General features: G+C 31.4%; 15 protein-coding genes. 12 read left to right on the top strand and 3 right to left on the bottom strand.

Annotated elements, in window-relative coordinates; genetic code table 11:
• Positions 1-33: 33 nt before the first annotated feature.
• The 12 genes from PUH65_RS04695 to PUH65_RS04640 all read left to right on the top strand — a co-directional run bounded on the left by PUH65_RS04695 (position 34) and on the right by PUH65_RS04640 (position 14,831).
• The gene (locus tag PUH65_RS04695) at positions 34-180 is read left to right on the top strand and encodes a hypothetical protein (protein WP_305518627.1); all 147 of its coding nucleotides are present in this window, start codon (positions 34-36) and stop codon (positions 178-180) included.
• Positions 181-269: 89 nt separating this feature from the next.
• The gene (locus PUH65_RS04690; RefSeq protein ID WP_305518625.1) at positions 270-938 is read left to right on the top strand and encodes a hypothetical protein; all 669 of its coding nucleotides are present in this window, start codon (positions 270-272) and stop codon (positions 936-938) included.
• Positions 939-1,040: 102 nt separating this feature from the next.
• A complete protein-coding gene (locus PUH65_RS04685) occupies positions 1,041-2,513 on the top strand; it encodes a hypothetical protein (RefSeq protein WP_305518623.1) in 1,473 nt (490 codons plus the stop codon).
• 50 nt (positions 2,514-2,563) lie between these two features.
• Positions 2,564-4,360 carry a hypothetical protein gene (locus PUH65_RS04680; RefSeq protein ID WP_305518621.1) on the top strand — a complete coding sequence of 599 codons (1,797 nt, stop codon included), beginning with the start codon at positions 2,564-2,566 and terminating at the stop codon, positions 4,358-4,360.
• A 122-nt stretch (positions 4,361-4,482) separates the two neighbouring features.
• Positions 4,483-4,827 (top strand): DUF3024 domain-containing protein, encoded by a 345-nt coding sequence (locus PUH65_RS04675; RefSeq protein WP_305518619.1) that lies wholly within the window; start codon positions 4,483-4,485, stop codon positions 4,825-4,827.
• Positions 4,828-5,158: 331 nt separating this feature from the next.
• Positions 5,159-5,773: a DUF6088 family protein gene (locus tag PUH65_RS04670; protein ID WP_305518618.1), complete on the top strand. Its 615-nt coding sequence runs from the start codon at positions 5,159-5,161 to the stop codon at positions 5,771-5,773.
• On the top strand, positions 5,763-6,758 hold the full coding sequence (locus tag PUH65_RS04665; protein WP_305518617.1) for a nucleotidyl transferase AbiEii/AbiGii toxin family protein: 996 nt from the start codon (positions 5,763-5,765) through the stop codon (positions 6,756-6,758). The genes PUH65_RS04670 and PUH65_RS04665 overlap by 11 nt, the downstream gene beginning before the upstream one ends.
• A gap of 6 nt (positions 6,759-6,764) precedes the next feature.
• Complete coding sequence (locus tag PUH65_RS04660) at positions 6,765-9,905, top strand: type I restriction endonuclease subunit R (RefSeq protein ID WP_305518616.1); 3,141 nt, start codon at positions 6,765-6,767, stop codon at positions 9,903-9,905.
• Positions 9,906-9,925: 20 nt separating this feature from the next.
• Positions 9,926-11,959: an McrB family protein gene (locus PUH65_RS04655; RefSeq protein WP_305518615.1), complete on the top strand. Its 2,034-nt coding sequence runs from the start codon at positions 9,926-9,928 to the stop codon at positions 11,957-11,959.
• A 6-nt stretch (positions 11,960-11,965) separates the two neighbouring features.
• Positions 11,966-13,198 (top strand): McrC family protein, encoded by a 1,233-nt coding sequence (locus PUH65_RS04650; RefSeq protein ID WP_305518614.1) that lies wholly within the window; start codon positions 11,966-11,968, stop codon positions 13,196-13,198.
• 147 nt (positions 13,199-13,345) lie between these two features.
• The gene (locus PUH65_RS04645) at positions 13,346-14,458 is read left to right on the top strand and encodes a hypothetical protein (RefSeq protein WP_305518613.1); all 1,113 of its coding nucleotides are present in this window, start codon (positions 13,346-13,348) and stop codon (positions 14,456-14,458) included.
• Between the two features lie 154 nt (positions 14,459-14,612).
• Positions 14,613-14,831: a hypothetical protein gene (locus tag PUH65_RS04640; protein ID WP_305518612.1), complete on the top strand. Its 219-nt coding sequence runs from the start codon at positions 14,613-14,615 to the stop codon at positions 14,829-14,831.
• 138 nt (positions 14,832-14,969) lie between these two features.
• On the opposite strand, the gene PUH65_RS04635 is transcribed toward PUH65_RS04640, so the two are convergent.
• The 3 genes from PUH65_RS04635 to PUH65_RS04625 are packed head-to-tail and all read right to left on the bottom strand — an operon-like array spanning position 14,970 to position 16,447.
• Complete coding sequence (locus tag PUH65_RS04635; protein ID WP_305518610.1) at positions 14,970-15,929, bottom strand: HipA domain-containing protein; 960 nt, start codon at positions 15,927-15,929, stop codon at positions 14,970-14,972.
• The gene (locus PUH65_RS04630) at positions 15,919-16,248 is read right to left on the bottom strand and encodes a HipA N-terminal domain-containing protein (protein ID WP_305518609.1); all 330 of its coding nucleotides are present in this window, start codon (positions 16,246-16,248) and stop codon (positions 15,919-15,921) included. Before PUH65_RS04630 ends, PUH65_RS04635 begins: the two co-directional genes overlap by 11 nt.
• Positions 16,235-16,447, bottom strand: coding sequence for a helix-turn-helix transcriptional regulator (locus tag PUH65_RS04625; RefSeq protein ID WP_076388416.1), 213 nt, complete (start codon positions 16,445-16,447; stop codon positions 16,235-16,237). Before PUH65_RS04625 ends, PUH65_RS04630 begins: the two co-directional genes overlap by 14 nt.
• Positions 16,448-16,628: the final 181 nt, after the last annotated feature.

Genomic DNA, 16,628 nt, shown 5'->3' with positions numbered 1-16,628 from the left:
AATTATAAAAATTACTGTACAATTATTATAACAGTGTTTTACAAAGCAACCATGACCGAAAACAAATATATCGAAAACAAACAACAAGTAACACCAGAAATAAAAAAAGGAGTGATTGCATTTCTTAATGCTAGTGAAGGTGGCAGTATTTATATTGATATTGAAAAGATGTTGATTTGAAAGTTAGTGTTTGTGAATAAACCAATAACTCTCTGAACTTCATTTTATTATCAAAATAGTCAACTTTGGAGTAGAAATAATTTAAAACTATGATACAATTTTCTGAAACTCATTCTTCATTTAATATTTCTTGGTGCTACAAAATTGATCCTATATTCCGGGTTTTAGGTCAAAAAGAACATCTTGATGATTTTTTTGAAAATGGAAACATTTTCATTTCCAGTTTTGAAAATTTTAAGAGTTATAAAGATGAAATGCAGGGGGATATAAGTGAAGGTCAGAGTTTAATAGGTGGTTTTGATAAAGAAGGTAATGGAAGTCACGTTTTTTATGAAGGTGGTGTGCAAGCTTTTATTTTGTGTACAACTAAAGTTTTATCAGATAAAGTTATTAAGGATTTTAATGGAGTCGGCGCTATAAAGATTGTGAATTCGGTTTTGTTTGCTAAAGAAATTGCCAGAAAATTACCGTTTGTAAATGCGGGAATTGAAGGGAGTTGTATTTATATTGATTCAAAGGTGCAGCATCTTGAAGATGAACAAAATGAACTGTTTCAAAAAATAAATTTTTCTGATCCATCTATGATCAATCAAACCATTACTGCTCTAACAACTGGCGTAGAACTTTTTATGAAATATAAAAAATATGAACATCAACAGGAGCATCGCCTTGCTTGGTTTTCGGAAAGGAAAATTAAAAAAGGAATTGTTGTGCACTGTCCTGAAGCTATTCAGTATTGCGAAAAGATTATATTTTAGTTGTAAGTGACAAAAGAAAAAAAGTTATAGAATTTCATAAATTATTGAAGGAATTTTGGCAATAATGAATAATTAAGAGAAATAAAAATACAAATGAATACAATGACAAATTTCAAATTACTTTTTTCTGATTATTTTAAAATTGATCAATCCGTAGTAAATAATTATGGAGCTTTAAATATCTGTTTAGCAGCAGATATGCCTTTATTTATAGATCCTTTTCTATTATTTGCATCTGATGATGAAGAATATCAAAAGCTACATCGTAGTTTAATTAATCATATTCTCATTCTGAAAGAAATTGCAATTAAAGATGAAGAAAATGCTGTGAATAATGGTATTTTCCGATTTCCAGAAATTAAACAAAATTGGCTAGGACTTTCTAAATTTGGAAATTCAGGAAGAGGATTAGGAAAAGACTTTGCAAAGAAAATAATCAGATCATTTAATGGGTTTTATAATTCATTTGGTGAAGAGCAAATTTCCGCAGAAACACATATTGAAAAATTAACTATTTTAAATCCAGGTATTGGCAGTGATTTTATAAGTGATTTTACAACAAATTTAATTCTGGATTACCTGCTTGAATATACACAAACATTTGCGTTAAAAAACTTATCAAAAGATCAAATTCGAGAATTTAGTATCAATTCAGTATTTGATGAAAAATTTAATAGATGGATGCCGAAAAAATATACTTTACCGTATCTTTATTTAGAAGATAGAGGTGATTTTATAATATTGACACCGTTAGATATTTTAACAAAGGATGAAGCTGCAATAAATAATTCAGAGTTTTATTCCAATTTTTTATCTGTAGCCAATTCTATAAAAAATATGGATTTAAGGAATTCAATTAACACATATTTTAGAAGTCAACTACCTAAAAAACCTACAGTAAAAGACAAAACTGCAGCTGTTAATAAAACAGTAATAAAATTCCCAGAGATTATTGATTATTACATCAAATCTAAAGAAGATAATAAAGAAAATGTTTCTAAACTTACGAAAGAAAGAATTGAGAATTTGACTTCTGAATTCATTATTGCTTTAACTTCATTAGGAGATGCTTTAATAAAGAAAAGTGATTTTTACAAAATATTACCAACTACTACCTATGAAGAATCTTTGAAAAGGGTTCACTTTTTAAAAGATGTAATTGAAAACAATGACGTCTATAAAACATTTTATAAGGATGGGATTGCGATTGCTAAAGAAGAAGTCATCCAAAGAATTTTTAGGCTAACATGGTATGCAACGCCTTTCGATGTGAATTCAGAAGTAAATAATGGTAGAGGTCCTGCAGATTATAAAGTTTCGTATGGAGCAGATGATTCAACGATTGTAGAATTTAAACTTGGAAAATCTTCCTCATTAACAAGAAATCTACAATTTCAAACTGATATTTATAAAAAAGCATCTAAATCGACAAATGATATCAAAGTAATTTTATGTTACACAGTTGGTGAAATTAAGAATGTGGAAAAAACGTTACAAAAATTGCAATTATTAAATCAAGAGAATATCATCATAATAGATGCATCTCCTAAAAAATCTGCGTCGGTGGTTAAATAAAATTATGTAGAAGATCAAAACTTTTACGAAAAACTAAAAAAAATAAACACATGACAAATGACGAAAAATTAAAAAATTTGATATTGCATGAGAATGCTTATTTTTTTAAAAAAGATAATATTGGATTTTTATCAAAAGCAAAAGTTTTACAAATATTCAAAGCTGCGTCAGAAGATAAAAAGAGTCAAAATTTATTAAAAGTAGAACCTATTTTAGAAATATTTGACAATGGTAGGGAAGCAAAATATTCTGTAATTGTTTTTAAATATGAAAAAAAAGCTCCTTTTATTGATGAACCTGTTGATAAATGGGAAGAATGGAAATTAGCATTCTTGTGTATCGTTGATTTTGAAGAATACATCGTTATCTCTCGACGTAACATTTCAAATATTTCTGAATATTTAGAAGATTTTCAACCACTTGATTATAGTGTATTGACATCAATTTTTTTAGATGAAAATACAACTTATGAGAAGTTTACAATGGATAATATTAGTATTGCGCCAAATGCAATGCGGCAAAAGATGTTAGAATCCACAAACTTGCAAGATATTTTATCAGGATTGGGTTTACAAACTTATACATTAAGTAATGCAAGAATTAGACAAGGAGATCAGCAAGTAGGTTTAGCGCTAAAAACGTCAAGAATTAATAATTTAGGAGAAAAAAAAGATATTTTTAGTTTGTTTAGGTGGGCAAATAATATGGTTACATTAATTGAAAATTGTCAACCAACAGAAGGTTTTTTAAATTCTTTTGCTAAACCAATCAATTTTAATGATTACAGCTCTTCTCTAACTCCAAATGCAATTCTTATTACATTAAGTAAATTATACAGTGATTTCGAAGCAAGCAAAATACGCCGATGTTTTATTAAGTATAAAGATAAAGAGAAGAATATTAATCTGTTAAGATTTTTAAAAGGGTTTGAAGCATATATGGAAATTGTGCAAGATGCAGGAGTTTATTCGATTCCTCATTCATCCATTGATGATTTACGTGTATCAAAGAATCTAAAATCAATTACTTTACAATCACAAAAACTTTCAAATATTTATATTGAATATGAAAATAATTTTACACAAAGAATTTTAGCAAGTATAAATTCTAATAATAGTTTTATAGTAACGTTTGAAGATGCTGAATTTATTTATACTAATCGAAAACTTTTTAAAGATAGCAGATTACTTGGTAATATTGATGCTCTACTGCAAATTTTTTTACCATTTACTGGATTACAAACTAAATCGTCGGAAAAGGGTGTATTTAATGCACAAAGTGTAGAATTCAGTACTGACAGTATTTTTGAATTTACAGAAAATGAGTTCTTAGATAATTACGATTATTTTGTATGTGATGACTTATCTCGTGAATGGGCTGATTTTATCGGTATTAGTGATTCGGAAATTGCATTTTTTCATGCTAAATCAAGTGATAAAATATTTTCGGCTTCAGCATTTCAAGATGTTGTTGGGCAAGCCTTAAAAAATTTAGGAAATCTCCTCCCTACAGATAACCAGTTTTCAATAAAAGAAAATATTTGGAATGATAATTACAATAACCACGGTTATAATACTCAGATAGCGAGAATTAGAACTGGGCAGAATTCAGCAGACTTAATTAGCTATTACAAAAAAATTAAATCTTATCCAAATATTGAAAAAAATATATATTTGGTCATAAATTTTATATCTAAATCCGATTTAGAAAATAATTTAATTAAACTGCAAAATGGTGAAGATTTTAAAGAACGTAATGAAGTTATACAAATTTTGTGGTTCATTTCTTCTTTGATCGCAAGTTGTACTGATGCAGGAACGCATGTTTTTATTTGTTGTAAACCTTAGTGATTAAATAGAAGTTAATTAAATGAAATGCACCGAATCAAAATAGAATACTAAATCTGTTATAAATATTTACTAAATTCTAATGCTTTCATTATTAAATAGTTGAATTAAAAAAAATAGAATTGGAGCAAAAAGATATAAATATCCAAGAACAGTATTTAAAAACCTTTGTAGAAACTCTGCGTCCACAGGATCCAGAAATCCGTAAGCAAGTCGACATTGGTTATTCCTGGGAAAATAATACCGCTATTTTATTTGAGATTCGCCCAAAATGGGACCATCCAGAAGAGTTGATGAATACAGAGTTTGCAAAAATCCGCTATACAAAAACAAAAAAAGAATACAAACTATATTGGATGCGTGGTACAGGAAAGTGGGAAATTTACGAACCTTTTCCTACCGCTACTAATTTACAAGAGTTGCTAAACGTAATAAGAGAAGATGCCCATTCTTGCTTTTTCGGATAAGCATCTATTAAATAAAAAGAAAATAAACCATAAAACTTCTTATTTTCCAAAATACGGATAAATAAGCACATTGTGATCTATCTATTTTGTATAGAATATTCAGAAACAGATTTCTTACTTAAAGTAGGTTATAAAGAATTGCAGGAAAGAAAATCTTCTTCAAACATGTTACAAAAAAGCGAAAATCATAACACGTTAAGAAGACGTGTTATAAAAAAGCCAAAAATAGAACATAAAGAAGTTAAGAATGAAGTACACCGAATTTAAAATAGAATACTAGATCTGTCACAAATATTTACTAAATTTGTGACAGATTCATTTTTAAAAAGCAATGGAAACCGCTAAAAGTCAAATAGAAACCAAGATCATAAAATCATCACGCGGCGAATTATTTTTCGCTGATGATTTCTCAAAATATGGTTCATCTGAAAATATTCGTCAGGTGCTTTCCCGTTTGGAGAAAGAAGGTGTTTTAGAAAGAATTGCGCATGGCATCTACTTAAAACCTAAAATAGATTCTTTATTAGGAACTGTTTATCCTAACACCGAAGAGGTTGCCAAAGAAATTGCCAAGAGAGACAAATCTCTAATTGCCCCAACTGGGGTTTTAGCACTTTTCCTTTTAGGATTAAGCAGTCAGGTACCCTTAAAAGCAGTATATCTAACCGATGGCTCACCCAGAGAAATAAAAATAGGAAAACGTACTGTTAGGTTTAAAAGAACAACTCCAAAAAGTTTTGCGATCAAAGATGAATTATTACATCTCATTGTCCAAGCTTTCAAAGAAATTGGCCAAAAAGAAGTGTCAGCTGATTTTCTAAATCGAATTAATCCTGCAGTTAAAAAATTAACTAAAGAAACGATAAAGTCACAATTGAAATACGCTCCGGTTTGGATTCAGAAAAATATAAATAACCTTTATCAATCAGCAGAAGATGTGGATTAATCTCGAAGAAAAACAAAAAATTCAGATTTTAGAACAGGCAGGAGGCGCTTTAGCTTTGCCCGCATTTGTTATTGAAAAAGACTGGTGGGTTTGTATCATCCTTAAAGCTGTTTTCCAATCTCAATACGCAGATTCTATTATCTTCAAAGGCGGAACTTCGTTAAGTAAAGTTTATAAGCTGATCGATCGTTTTTCGGAAGATATAGACTTAATTATCGACAGGCACTTATTGGGATTTGAGGAATTGGATTCAAAATCAAAGATTAAGCAATTAAGAAAAGCATCTGGTGGATTTATTATTAATGAATTCCGTGAAGAACTTATACTTCAGCTGTCAAATTTAGGAATTGATAATAGTCAGTATGAGATAAAATACAATGAAGTAATTGATGACACAAGTGATCCAAATACTTTGGAAGTTTATTATAACTCTGTGGTGCCTGTCAGCAATGCTTATATCCAGCAACGGGTGCTACTGGAAATGGGTGCAAGATCTTTGACTGAACCCATGGAAAAAAAACCTGTACTATCATTTATTGATGAGCAATATGCTGAACTTTCATTTTCTGAGCCAAGTTTTGATGTTCAAGTAGTGATTCCCACCAGAACTTTTATTGAAAAAACTTTATTATTACATGAAGAGTTTTCAAAACAAAAAGATAAAATCCGAACCGATCGTTTTACAAGACATCTTTATGATTTAGAGAAAATGATGGACACAGAATATGGTGAAGCTGGTATACGTGATCATGAACTTTTCGAAACAATCATTCACCATAGAAGAACGATTACGCCACTGCGTGGAATCGATTATTCCAATCACGAAAAAGGGAAATTAAGCATTTTGCCTCCTGCTGAAGTACTCAAAAACTGGGAAGCCGACTACAAAACAATGCAGGAAAATATGATTGTGGGAGAGAGCCTGCCATGGAAAAAATTGCTGGAACGGATAAAGACCATTCAAGATCGATTTAATAAAGTCTAATGAACTATGAAATACACCGAATCTAAACTCGAACAGGCGTTCATCCACCTTCTGAAAACAGAAAGATATACCTACGTTTCTGGTCAGAATATCCAGCGTAGCAACAATCAGGAAGTATTGATTAAAGAAGACTTGCGTAAATTTCTACTGAACCGTTATCCGGATTTAGAGGATCTTGAACTGGAAACAATCATCAACGAACTTTCTTTTCAATCTGCCTCAAACCTATATGAGAGCAATAAATACATTTGCAAATTACTGGCAGACGGTTTAATTTTCAAGCGGAATGATCCATCTAAAAAAGATTTACATATTCGGTATCTGGATCTAGATCCGGAAACTTTAGCAAAAAATAATTCTTTCAAAATTGTCAATCAGTTAGAAATACAGGGCAAAGAACTCCGTATTCCAGATTTGATTGTTTATATCAACGGAATTCCGGTGGTTGTTTTCGAATTCAAAACCACCATCGAAGAAGATATTAGCATCAATAATGCCTTCAAGCAATTAACAAAAAGGTACAGAAGAGATATTCCGGAGCTGATGAAATACAATGCTTTTTGCGTCATCAGCGATGGTGTAAATAACAAAGCCGGAACAATATTCTCTTCCTACCAGTTTTTCTATGGCTGGAATAAAATTACTGGCGACGAGAAAAAAGCTTTAACCGGAATTGATACCACAACTTCTATTGTTCACGGAATGATGAATCAGGAAAGGTTGTGCGATATCATTCATCATTTTATCCTGTTTCCGGATACTTCAAAACATGAACTGAAAATCCTGAGCAGATATCCACAATATTATGCAGCAAATAAACTCTTTAAGAATATATTGAAACACCGCAAACCTGAAGGTGATGGAAAAGGAGGAACTTATTTTGGCGCGACCGGATGTGGGAAAAGTTACACCATGTTATTTCTGGCTCGTTTGCTCATGCGTTCTACCTTATTTTCAAGTCCTACGATTGTGATTATATCAGACCGAACCGATCTTGATGATCAGTTATCAAAAGATTTCACTAACGCTAAGGATTTTATTGGGGATGAAAATATCATCAACATCACTTCTCGTGCGGATTTAAGATCCCGACTGCGAGGAAGAGAAAGTGGCGGCGTTTTCCTGACGACAGTACAAAAATTTGAAGAGGATCTGGAAATACTTTCGGACAGAACCAATATTATCTGTATTTCTGATGAAGCACACCGCAGTCAGGTTAACTTGGACTTGAAAGTAAAAATCGATGAAAACGGAGTGACAAAATCGTACGGTTTTGCCAAATATTTACATGATTCATTACCCAATGCAACCTATGTAGGATTTACCGGAACACCCATTGATAAAACACTCACCGTCTTCGGAGAGGTAGTGGATGCGTACACCATGTTTGAATCGGTAAATGATGAAATTACCGTACGTTTGGTCTATGAAGGACGCGCTGCCAAAGTAAATCTCGATCATTCAAAAGTGGTAGAGATTGAGAAATATTATGAAAATGCAGTAGCCGAAGGCGCTTCGGAATATCATGTGGAAGCAAGCCAGCAAGCTATTGCCAGAATGGAAGTCGTTTTAGGAGACAGAGATCGTATAAAAGCCATCGCACAGGATTTCGTGACCCATTACGAAAATAGGTTGGCTGAAAATGCTACTGTTGCCGGCAAAGTAATGTTTGTATGCGCCTCCAGAGAAATTGCTTACAAATTATTTAAGGAAGTTATTGCACTTCGTCCCGACTGGAATGATGTGAAAACACCTGATCACCTTTCTCCAAAAGAACAAAAGGAAGTGGTGCCTATCGAACGCATCAAAATGGTCATGACCCGTAATAAGGATGACGACGAAGATTTGTGGAATCTATTAGGAAATAAAGAAGGCCGAAAAGATTTAGATTTTCAGTTTAAACAGCTTCATTCCAACTTTAAAATAGCAATTGTCGTTGATATGTGGCTGACAGGTTTTGATGTGCCGTTTTTAGATACCATTTATATTGACAAACCATTGCAAACGCATAATCTTATCCAGACTATTTCTCGGGTGAATCGAAAATATGAAGGGAAAGATAAAGGTCTTGTGGTAGATTATATCGGGATTAAAAAGAACTTGAATCATGCCTTAGGAATGTTCAATTCCAGTGCAGCCGATGATTTCGAAGATATTGATAAAGCCATTATTCTGATTAAAGATCAATTGGATTTGCTTCGTCAGTTTTTTTATCAATTCGATTCCTCAAAATATTTCCAGGGAAATCCTGTGGAGCAGTTGCAATGCCTAAACAAAGCTTCTGAACTTGTTTTGCAAACTGAAAAGTCTGAACAGTTTTTTGTAGAAGTAACCAAGAAATTAAAAAGTGCTTACAATTTAGCATGTGGTGCAAATGATTTTACAGAAAGGGAAATTGATGAGATCCATTTCTATTTTGCCATCAAATCCATTGTCGTGAAATTAACCAAAGGCGAAGCTCCCGATACTGCCCAGATGAATGAAAAAGTTAGCAAGATGGTAGAAGATGCCATTATTTCTGAAGGGGTAGAAGAAATTTTCAAATTGGATGATAATAAAGCCAACGCAATTGATTTGTTTAATGATAAGTTTCTAGAAAAGATCAGCCAACTGGATTTGCCAAATGCCAAAATTAAAATTCTGGAGCGGCTATTAAAACAGACTATTTCGGATTTTAAAAAAGTAAATAAAATGAAGGGTATCGAATTTTCTGCCCGACTACAAAATATCATCAATCGCTACAATGAGCGAAGTGAACGCGATATTTTAGATTATGACGGAATTCAAACCGATACGTCGGAACAAATTTTAGATTTGATTTTAGAGTTGCGAAAGGAGATGGCCTCATTTGAAGATCTGGGAATTGATTATGAGGAAAAAGCCTTCTATGACATTCTGGATGCCATATGCCGTCAGTATGGTTTTGAATTTGACCAAGAGAAAATGTTGGACTTAGCCCGTGAAATAAAACATATTGTAGATGATACTGCAAAATATCCGGACTGGAGTGAAAGAGACGATATCAAAGCGCAGTTAAAAATGGATATCATTGTAAAACTTCATCAATTTGGTTACCCACCAATAACACAAGATGACGTGTATAAAAATGTATTGGAGCAGGCGGAGAATTTTAAGAAGAATAGGTAATTAATATAGAAAATATTAAAATGAGTTTATATAAAGATTTGCAAATAAAAGTTTATGATTGGTTAAAAGCTAAACATGATAGAGATCAAAATTTTACTTTTTCTTTACGCCAGAAAGCGAACAAAGGTGCAGAGTTAAATTACTTTATAGGAACAGAAAAGTCAAAATACTTTTCCACAACTTTTTGGTTTATTCCAGTTGCTTACCCAGGATCTTCAGGTGATCTCATTAATTTAGTAATTGATCTGCGAAAGAAAAAAATTGAGTTTTTTGTACAGTTTAATCAGACTAAAACACCACATGATAAGCAGAATAGACTTGCGTTAGAATTCATCAGAAGCTTAAAAGAAAAAGTTAAAAACGATTTTGACAATGTTTATGTAGGTTCGGATAAAAATAAAATGGAATTCTTTGGTGCTTATTCTACGCCAAAATATTCAGATTTTGAAGAAATGAAAGATGATCTTGAAAATATGATCAATAAAATAATTCCAATGATTGATGAGCAACTTGCACTTTTCAAATCTAATAATCCTGATTTCATTGGAGATAAATTTTCTAAAGAAGATCAAAAGAAAATGATTTCTAAAATGCATGATAGAATTGTGAAATATTCTGACCAAAAATACATTGAAAAAAGTAAGGGTGAGAAAAAGGAAGATGAAGAAGAATTATTTGTTGATTTTATTATAAACCCTAGTATTCCATTGAATCAAATTCTTTACGGCCCACCTGGAACAGGTAAAACTTATAACACTATTAATAAGTCATTGGCAATTATTGAAGGTAAAACAGACGAAGATTTATCAAATGAAGAATTAAATGAGGGAAGAATTACGTTGCATAATAGATTTAAAGATTATGTTGTAGACGGAAGAATAGTCTTTACTACTTTTCATCAAAGTATGAGTTATGAAGATTTTATTGAAGGAATAAAACCGGAAATTGAAGATGGAATAGACGGTTCCCGTACCGTTATTTATAATGTGCATGAGGGAATTTTTAAAAAAATTGCAGAAAATTGCAAGAATGAACATACCGTTTCGGATAATTACGGTTTTACTTTTGAAGATGCATGGGAAAGTCTAATCACAAAAAGTGAAACAAATGATAAATTTTTTCTAAATACATTATCATCTAAGGAGGGTTTTTTAGTAAAAGATTTAACCGAAAATGGAAATCTTAGACTTACAAATAATCTTGGAGAAAAAGAATATGTAGTTTCATTCAATAGAATGAAGAAACTTCAGGAAAAAATACAAAATTTAACTGTTGTAAAAAACATAGATAAAGAGTTTCGAGAAGTGATCGGAGGTATGAATTCTACAGCATATTGGTCTGTATTAAATTATATAAATAATTGGTTGAAAAATAATCACACCAATAAACAATACATTCCGTCTAATCAACCTTGTGTTCTTATCATCGATGAAATCAATCGTGGAAACGTTTCGCAAATTTTTGGGGAATTAATTACTTTGATTGAAGAAGATAAAAGGATTGGGATGCCCGAAGAGCTAGAAATTATTTTGCCATATAGCAAAAAACCCTTTGGTGTACCTTCCAATCTCTATATTATCGGAACTATGAATACCGCCGACCGAAGTGTGGAAGCTTTGGATTCTGCATTACGACGTAGATTTGTTTTTGAAGAAATGCCACCTTTATATCATCTTGAGGATTTGCAAGATGAAATTTTCGGTTTTAAATTATCAGATATTTTAAAAAGAATTAATCTTAGAATAGAAAAATTATTAGATAGTGATCACGCTATTGGACATGCTTATTTTATCAATAAAGATGAAAACGCAATGATCACTTCCTTTTATAAAAATATTATTCCACTACTTAAAGAATATTTCTTTGGTGATCATGGCAAAATCGGGTTGGTTTTAGGAAATGGCTTTGTTCAGAAAACTGAAATTGACTCTATATTCGCAGACTTTGAATATGACGGAAAAGACCAGTACGACGAAAAGGAAAGTTATACAATTATCGATCATTCCGATAATAAAAATACTTTCGAAATCGCTCTTTCAGAATTAATGAAATAAAATTCCGTGGATCTAAAAAGCATCGTAAGATTTGAACATGAGAAATTAATTTTCAACCTCAAAAATGAGGATGAAAAAAAACTGCATGATGCTTTGGAAAATTATTACGGTAATTATTCGCCTTTTTTCAAACTCATCAAAAATGGAGTTCAGTTTAATGAATATGTTGGCGTATTACAAATTGGAAGAACTAAAATTGAAATCCTTCCCAAAGCCGACAAAAATGGTGAAGAAAAGTGGAGGAGTTTACTCATTGATATGATTCGAACTGTTTGGGGGTTTAATGTGAAATCTACTGGATCTTCAACTCTAAAACTTAAATCCAATTCAATTTTGGATTTGTATTTTGAACTTTTCATCAATGAACTAGAACTTATTTTTCATCGTGGTCTCATTAAAAAATACAGTCAGACTGATGGCAACTTACAATCTCTAAAAGGTTCCTTGCAATTTTCTAAACATATTTCAAAAAACTGTACTCATCAGGAGCGTTTCTATGTGAAATATTCACACTATGAGAAAGACCATTTAATTCATCAAATTTTATTTAAAGCGCTGAACCTTATTAATCAAATTAATACTACAAATTCGTTAAAAAGTAAAATTGGAACATTGCTTTTGGATTTTCCAGAGGTATCGAATATAAAAATTTCTGAAACCGTTTTTTCCAAAATAAATTATGACCGGAAAAATATTCATTACAAAACCGCTTTAGAAATTGCAAAATTAGTTTTACTCAACTACCATCCGGATTTGTCAAAAGGAAAGAATAATGTTTTGGCATTAATGTTTGATATGAATTCCCTTTGGGAACAATTCATCTTTATGACTCTTCATAAAAAGATGAAAACGCATCAGATCACCTCTCAAGTGACAAAATACTTTTGGAAACCCACACAGGGTAGTTTATCAAAAATGCGCCCTGACTTAATCTTAAAGAATAGAATAACGCAAGAAACTATTGTACTGGACACAAAATGGAAGAATCTTAACGGTAGAAATCCTTCTCCGGAAGATTTAAGACAGATGTATGTTTACCATCAATATTACGATGCAACAAAAACTGCTCTCGTTTATCCCGGAGAAGAACATTTTATAAAAAGGGGAAATTATTTTAATACAGAAGTAAAAGCCGAGATATCCTTAAAAGAATGCAGTATCGTTCATGTTAAGACCGTAGATGAAATTGGTTTTTGGCAAGATGAAATAGTCGAACAAATTAAATCATTTTTGCGGTAATTGGATATAGCTTGTCTTAAAAGCTACGAACTTATTTTGTTTAGAAAATTTTGAAATAAATAGTGTTATTTTTCTATTTTTCTATTTTTTACGCTTTAAAATTTTTCGCTAATTTTACTATTGTACTTACAATTAATTTAAGGCGCAATGAAAAATTCAATCAAAATTAGCAGACAAGAATTGTACGAAAAAGTATGGTCTTTTCCATTAACGCAGTTGTGTAAGGAGTATAATCTATCAGATAATGGTTTAAGGAAAATATGCATAAAGCATGATATTCCATTGCCTGTTTCTGGACATTGGAGTAAAGTTCGATTTGGTAAAAAAGTTACAAAAATAAAATTACCGGCAAAAGATGAGACTAATATCATAATTGAAATAAAGCCATTTGAAGATAAATCATCACAGAGCTTTAAAGATTCATTATCAGAATTTCCAGATTTAATTCTTGTAATTCCTGATGAATTAAACAATCCTGACAAAATTACTAAAGCATTAAAACAAGATTTAAGCAAGAAAAAACCTTCTTCTCATGGGAATCGTGAAAACGTTATAGCAGCCAGTTATAATTTGGAAGTTCCTGATGTAGTAATTTCTAAAGATAACCTTAGTAGAGCTCTCCTAATTATAGATGTGCTCATAAAAAATTTTAGAATTTTAGGATTTAAAGTGTATTGTACTTTACAAGGACTTATTATTGAAAATGATGAAGGTGAAAAAAAGAAAATCAGTTTAACGGAAAAAAGCACAGCCAAAATAGTTGTGCAAGGAAATTACAATTGGGAGCGAAGGTTATTTTTTCCAAATGGAAAATTAATGTTGAGAATTGGAGAGAGCTATAGAATGGCAGAATTTACTGATACTGCAACCGAACCAATAGAAAACAAGATACGGAAAATACTTTTGCGTGTTTTACATAATTTTGAAAAAGAGAAACAAGAGCGATTTTTATCTGCAATTCACCACGCAGGCCGAAAAGAGGAAGAAGAAATTAGAAAAATTGTAAGAAAACTAAAAGAAGACGAATATCAAAGATTTATCAATTTTTATAATGAAGCCGAAAGGTGGAAAAAGTTTATGGTTCTAAAAGAGTTTTATGATTATAAAAAGCAAGTGAATCCAGAAGATAAAAATTGGTTAGAATGGGCTAAGAAAAAATTAGATTGGTATGACCCTTCAAAAAATGTTGATGATAGTTTGCTTGATGAAGTAGATAAAAATACTTTAGAATTAAGGAAAAGAAATCATTGGGGAAATTAACACTCCTGAATCTTTGAAAGAAATTGATGAATGAGACAACGAATAGTTTTTTACTAAAACGGTTTCCACTTTTCGTAGAAATTCTATATTAAACAAGTTTAAAACTTTTCAATTTTTAAAAATATTTCGGAAATTTACTGTGCAATTATAACCGATGAAAACAGAAAGCCAAATAGAAATTTACCAAGCCACTGATGGCTCTACTCAAATTAATGTGCAATTTGAGAAGGATACAGTTTGGCTTACTCAAGCGCAGATGGCGGAATTGTTTAGGAAAGGAAGAACGACTATTACAGAACATATTCAAAACGTGTTTTCGGAAAACGAACTGGTTCAAGAAGCAACATGTCGGAAATTCCGACACATCATTTAACAAGATTCTGTAGTTGAGAAAATACATACTTAGGAATTAACTTTTTACAATTACCTGTCAAGGTTTATCTGGTATGTTGAGTAAAATCTATTAGTTTTAAATCTATTTTTTTTAAACAATTTGAAGGCAATTAAAATTTTAATGATAAATAATTCCAAATTTTGTTTTCACAAGATCAGTATATCTTGTTTTTTCTTCATCAGGCAAAAAACTATGCTCTATAAATTTTAACCATTTTGGAAGCAATTTTTCAAATTTTTCAAATATATTTTCAATCACTTTCGGTTCTATTCCAGATTTGGCCATAGAAAGTTCAAAATCTTTTCTCGTGATTTTTTTCTTCTTTCCGTTTAGCGTTAAAGCGAGTTCTTCATCATCATCTTCATTTGCCAATTGGGAGGAAACAAGATCATAAGCAGGGCAAAGGGAATATTCCTTATTTACTTTTAAAAGTGAAAAATTTTTAAGGTGCATATCGTTGTTTCCTGTTAAAAAACTGAACAATACCAGTTCGTAGAAATCAACGATATCAAGACCAGAATTTACTGAATATTGCTTTATTTTTTTTGCAATTTGTTCATAAGATCCTTTATATTTCTGCTCGGTAAGCCGTTCTGTTAACTGACACATATCTTCCATGTGCAGTTTCTCTTTTTTGTTTCGGTCAATTCTTTTGGTGATATAGGCTAATTGACCAGACTTTAATTTTATCAAAGAATGTTCAACCGTTTTAATCTTTGAAATTTCAGCCAAATTCATCGTTAAATCTTCATTTTCTGGGAGATTTGCGAACTGTTTAGTTTGAGGTTTTAAAATATAGTCTCCCAAAACACCTACAATGGTAAACCTTCGTGAATTATTTTCATCCAAACTAATTTCAAGAGAAAGTTTTGGCTGTACACCTGTTACAGATCGCTGTGTTTTGATGATTTGTTCAGCAAATTCTTTTATTTTGTCATCTGTAAGATCTAGTAGAGGTGGTTCTAAAGTTCCAAAGAACTTTCTGCTGCATTTCGGGTGATAGTCTGATTTTCCTGCAGGAGTTTTCCGTTCAGTTTCGTCAATGATTTTATAACAGTATAAACATCTAATTTTCATCTCGTGCTATTTCTTGAATTGAAACCGCACCGATACAATCTTGGCAGGTTTTTAAAAGGATTTCCATTCGATCACGTGGATTTAATTTCCAATTTTTTTGTGCAATATCCAGCAACCAACCTTCGGGAATTAAGCCGTCAAAAAATGGAAATAAGTTAAGATCAGTGTATATTTCTTGCTGAATTGGAAGGGTAAGACTAATTGGTTCCGGATTTTTAGAATTAAGATAATCATAGTCGTACTGAAAATGATAACCTTCACTGTCTTCCGTTATTATTCCTGCAAGTTGATTGCGCATAAATACTTTACCGCTCTTCATTATTTACTATTTTGGTTGGTGTTAATTCATGTCCGAATAATGATAAAACCTGGTTCACTTTATCCATTCTCAAAGTTGGTTTGCCTTGTTCTAGTTCACGAATAAATCGCAAACCAACTCCTGCTTTTAAGGATAAATCTTCCTGGGTAAGTCCGGTTGATTTTCTTTTCTGTTTCACAAAATCACTTAAATTATTCATAAGTATTTATTCATTTTTTTAATGTCTTATGCAATCGCTTAACTTGATGAGTATTTGTGTACAAAAATTATAAAAGCGATTTCATAATATACCTTTACGGGTATAAATATAAGAAAATTTTTGATATTGTACCCAAAAGGGTATAAAATTATACAATTTAGCAATTTTATACCCGATAGGT

The organism is Kaistella sp. SH40-3, from assembly GCF_030686865.1.
Taxonomy (GTDB): domain Bacteria; phylum Bacteroidota; class Bacteroidia; order Flavobacteriales; family Weeksellaceae; genus Kaistella.
This window is presented reverse-complemented; position numbering and strand designations above follow the sequence as displayed.

Coding starts and splice junctions, on each gene's coding strand:
- PUH65_RS04690 (WP_305518625.1), top strand. CDS start 270: ATGATACAATTTTCTGAAACTCATTCTTCATTTAATATTTCTTGGTGC.
- PUH65_RS04685 (WP_305518623.1), top strand. CDS start 1,041: ATGACAAATTTCAAATTACTTTTTTCTGATTATTTTAAAATTGATCAA.
- PUH65_RS04680 (WP_305518621.1), top strand. CDS start 2,564: ATGACAAATGACGAAAAATTAAAAAATTTGATATTGCATGAGAATGCT.
- PUH65_RS04670 (WP_305518618.1), top strand. CDS start 5,159: ATGGAAACCGCTAAAAGTCAAATAGAAACCAAGATCATAAAATCATCA.
- PUH65_RS04665 (WP_305518617.1), top strand. CDS start 5,763: ATGTGGATTAATCTCGAAGAAAAACAAAAAATTCAGATTTTAGAACAG.
- PUH65_RS04660 (WP_305518616.1), top strand. CDS start 6,765: ATGAAATACACCGAATCTAAACTCGAACAGGCGTTCATCCACCTTCTG.
- PUH65_RS04655 (WP_305518615.1), top strand. CDS start 9,926: ATGAGTTTATATAAAGATTTGCAAATAAAAGTTTATGATTGGTTAAAA.
- PUH65_RS04645 (WP_305518613.1), top strand. CDS start 13,346: ATGAAAAATTCAATCAAAATTAGCAGACAAGAATTGTACGAAAAAGTA.
- PUH65_RS04640 (WP_305518612.1), top strand. CDS start 14,613: ATGAAAACAGAAAGCCAAATAGAAATTTACCAAGCCACTGATGGCTCT.
- PUH65_RS04635 (WP_305518610.1), bottom strand. CDS start 15,929: ATGAAAATTAGATGTTTATACTGTTATAAAATCATTGACGAAACTGAA.
- PUH65_RS04630 (WP_305518609.1), bottom strand. CDS start 16,248: ATGAAGAGCGGTAAAGTATTTATGCGCAATCAACTTGCAGGAATAATA.
- PUH65_RS04625 (WP_076388416.1), bottom strand. CDS start 16,447: ATGAATAATTTAAGTGATTTTGTGAAACAGAAAAGAAAATCAACCGGA.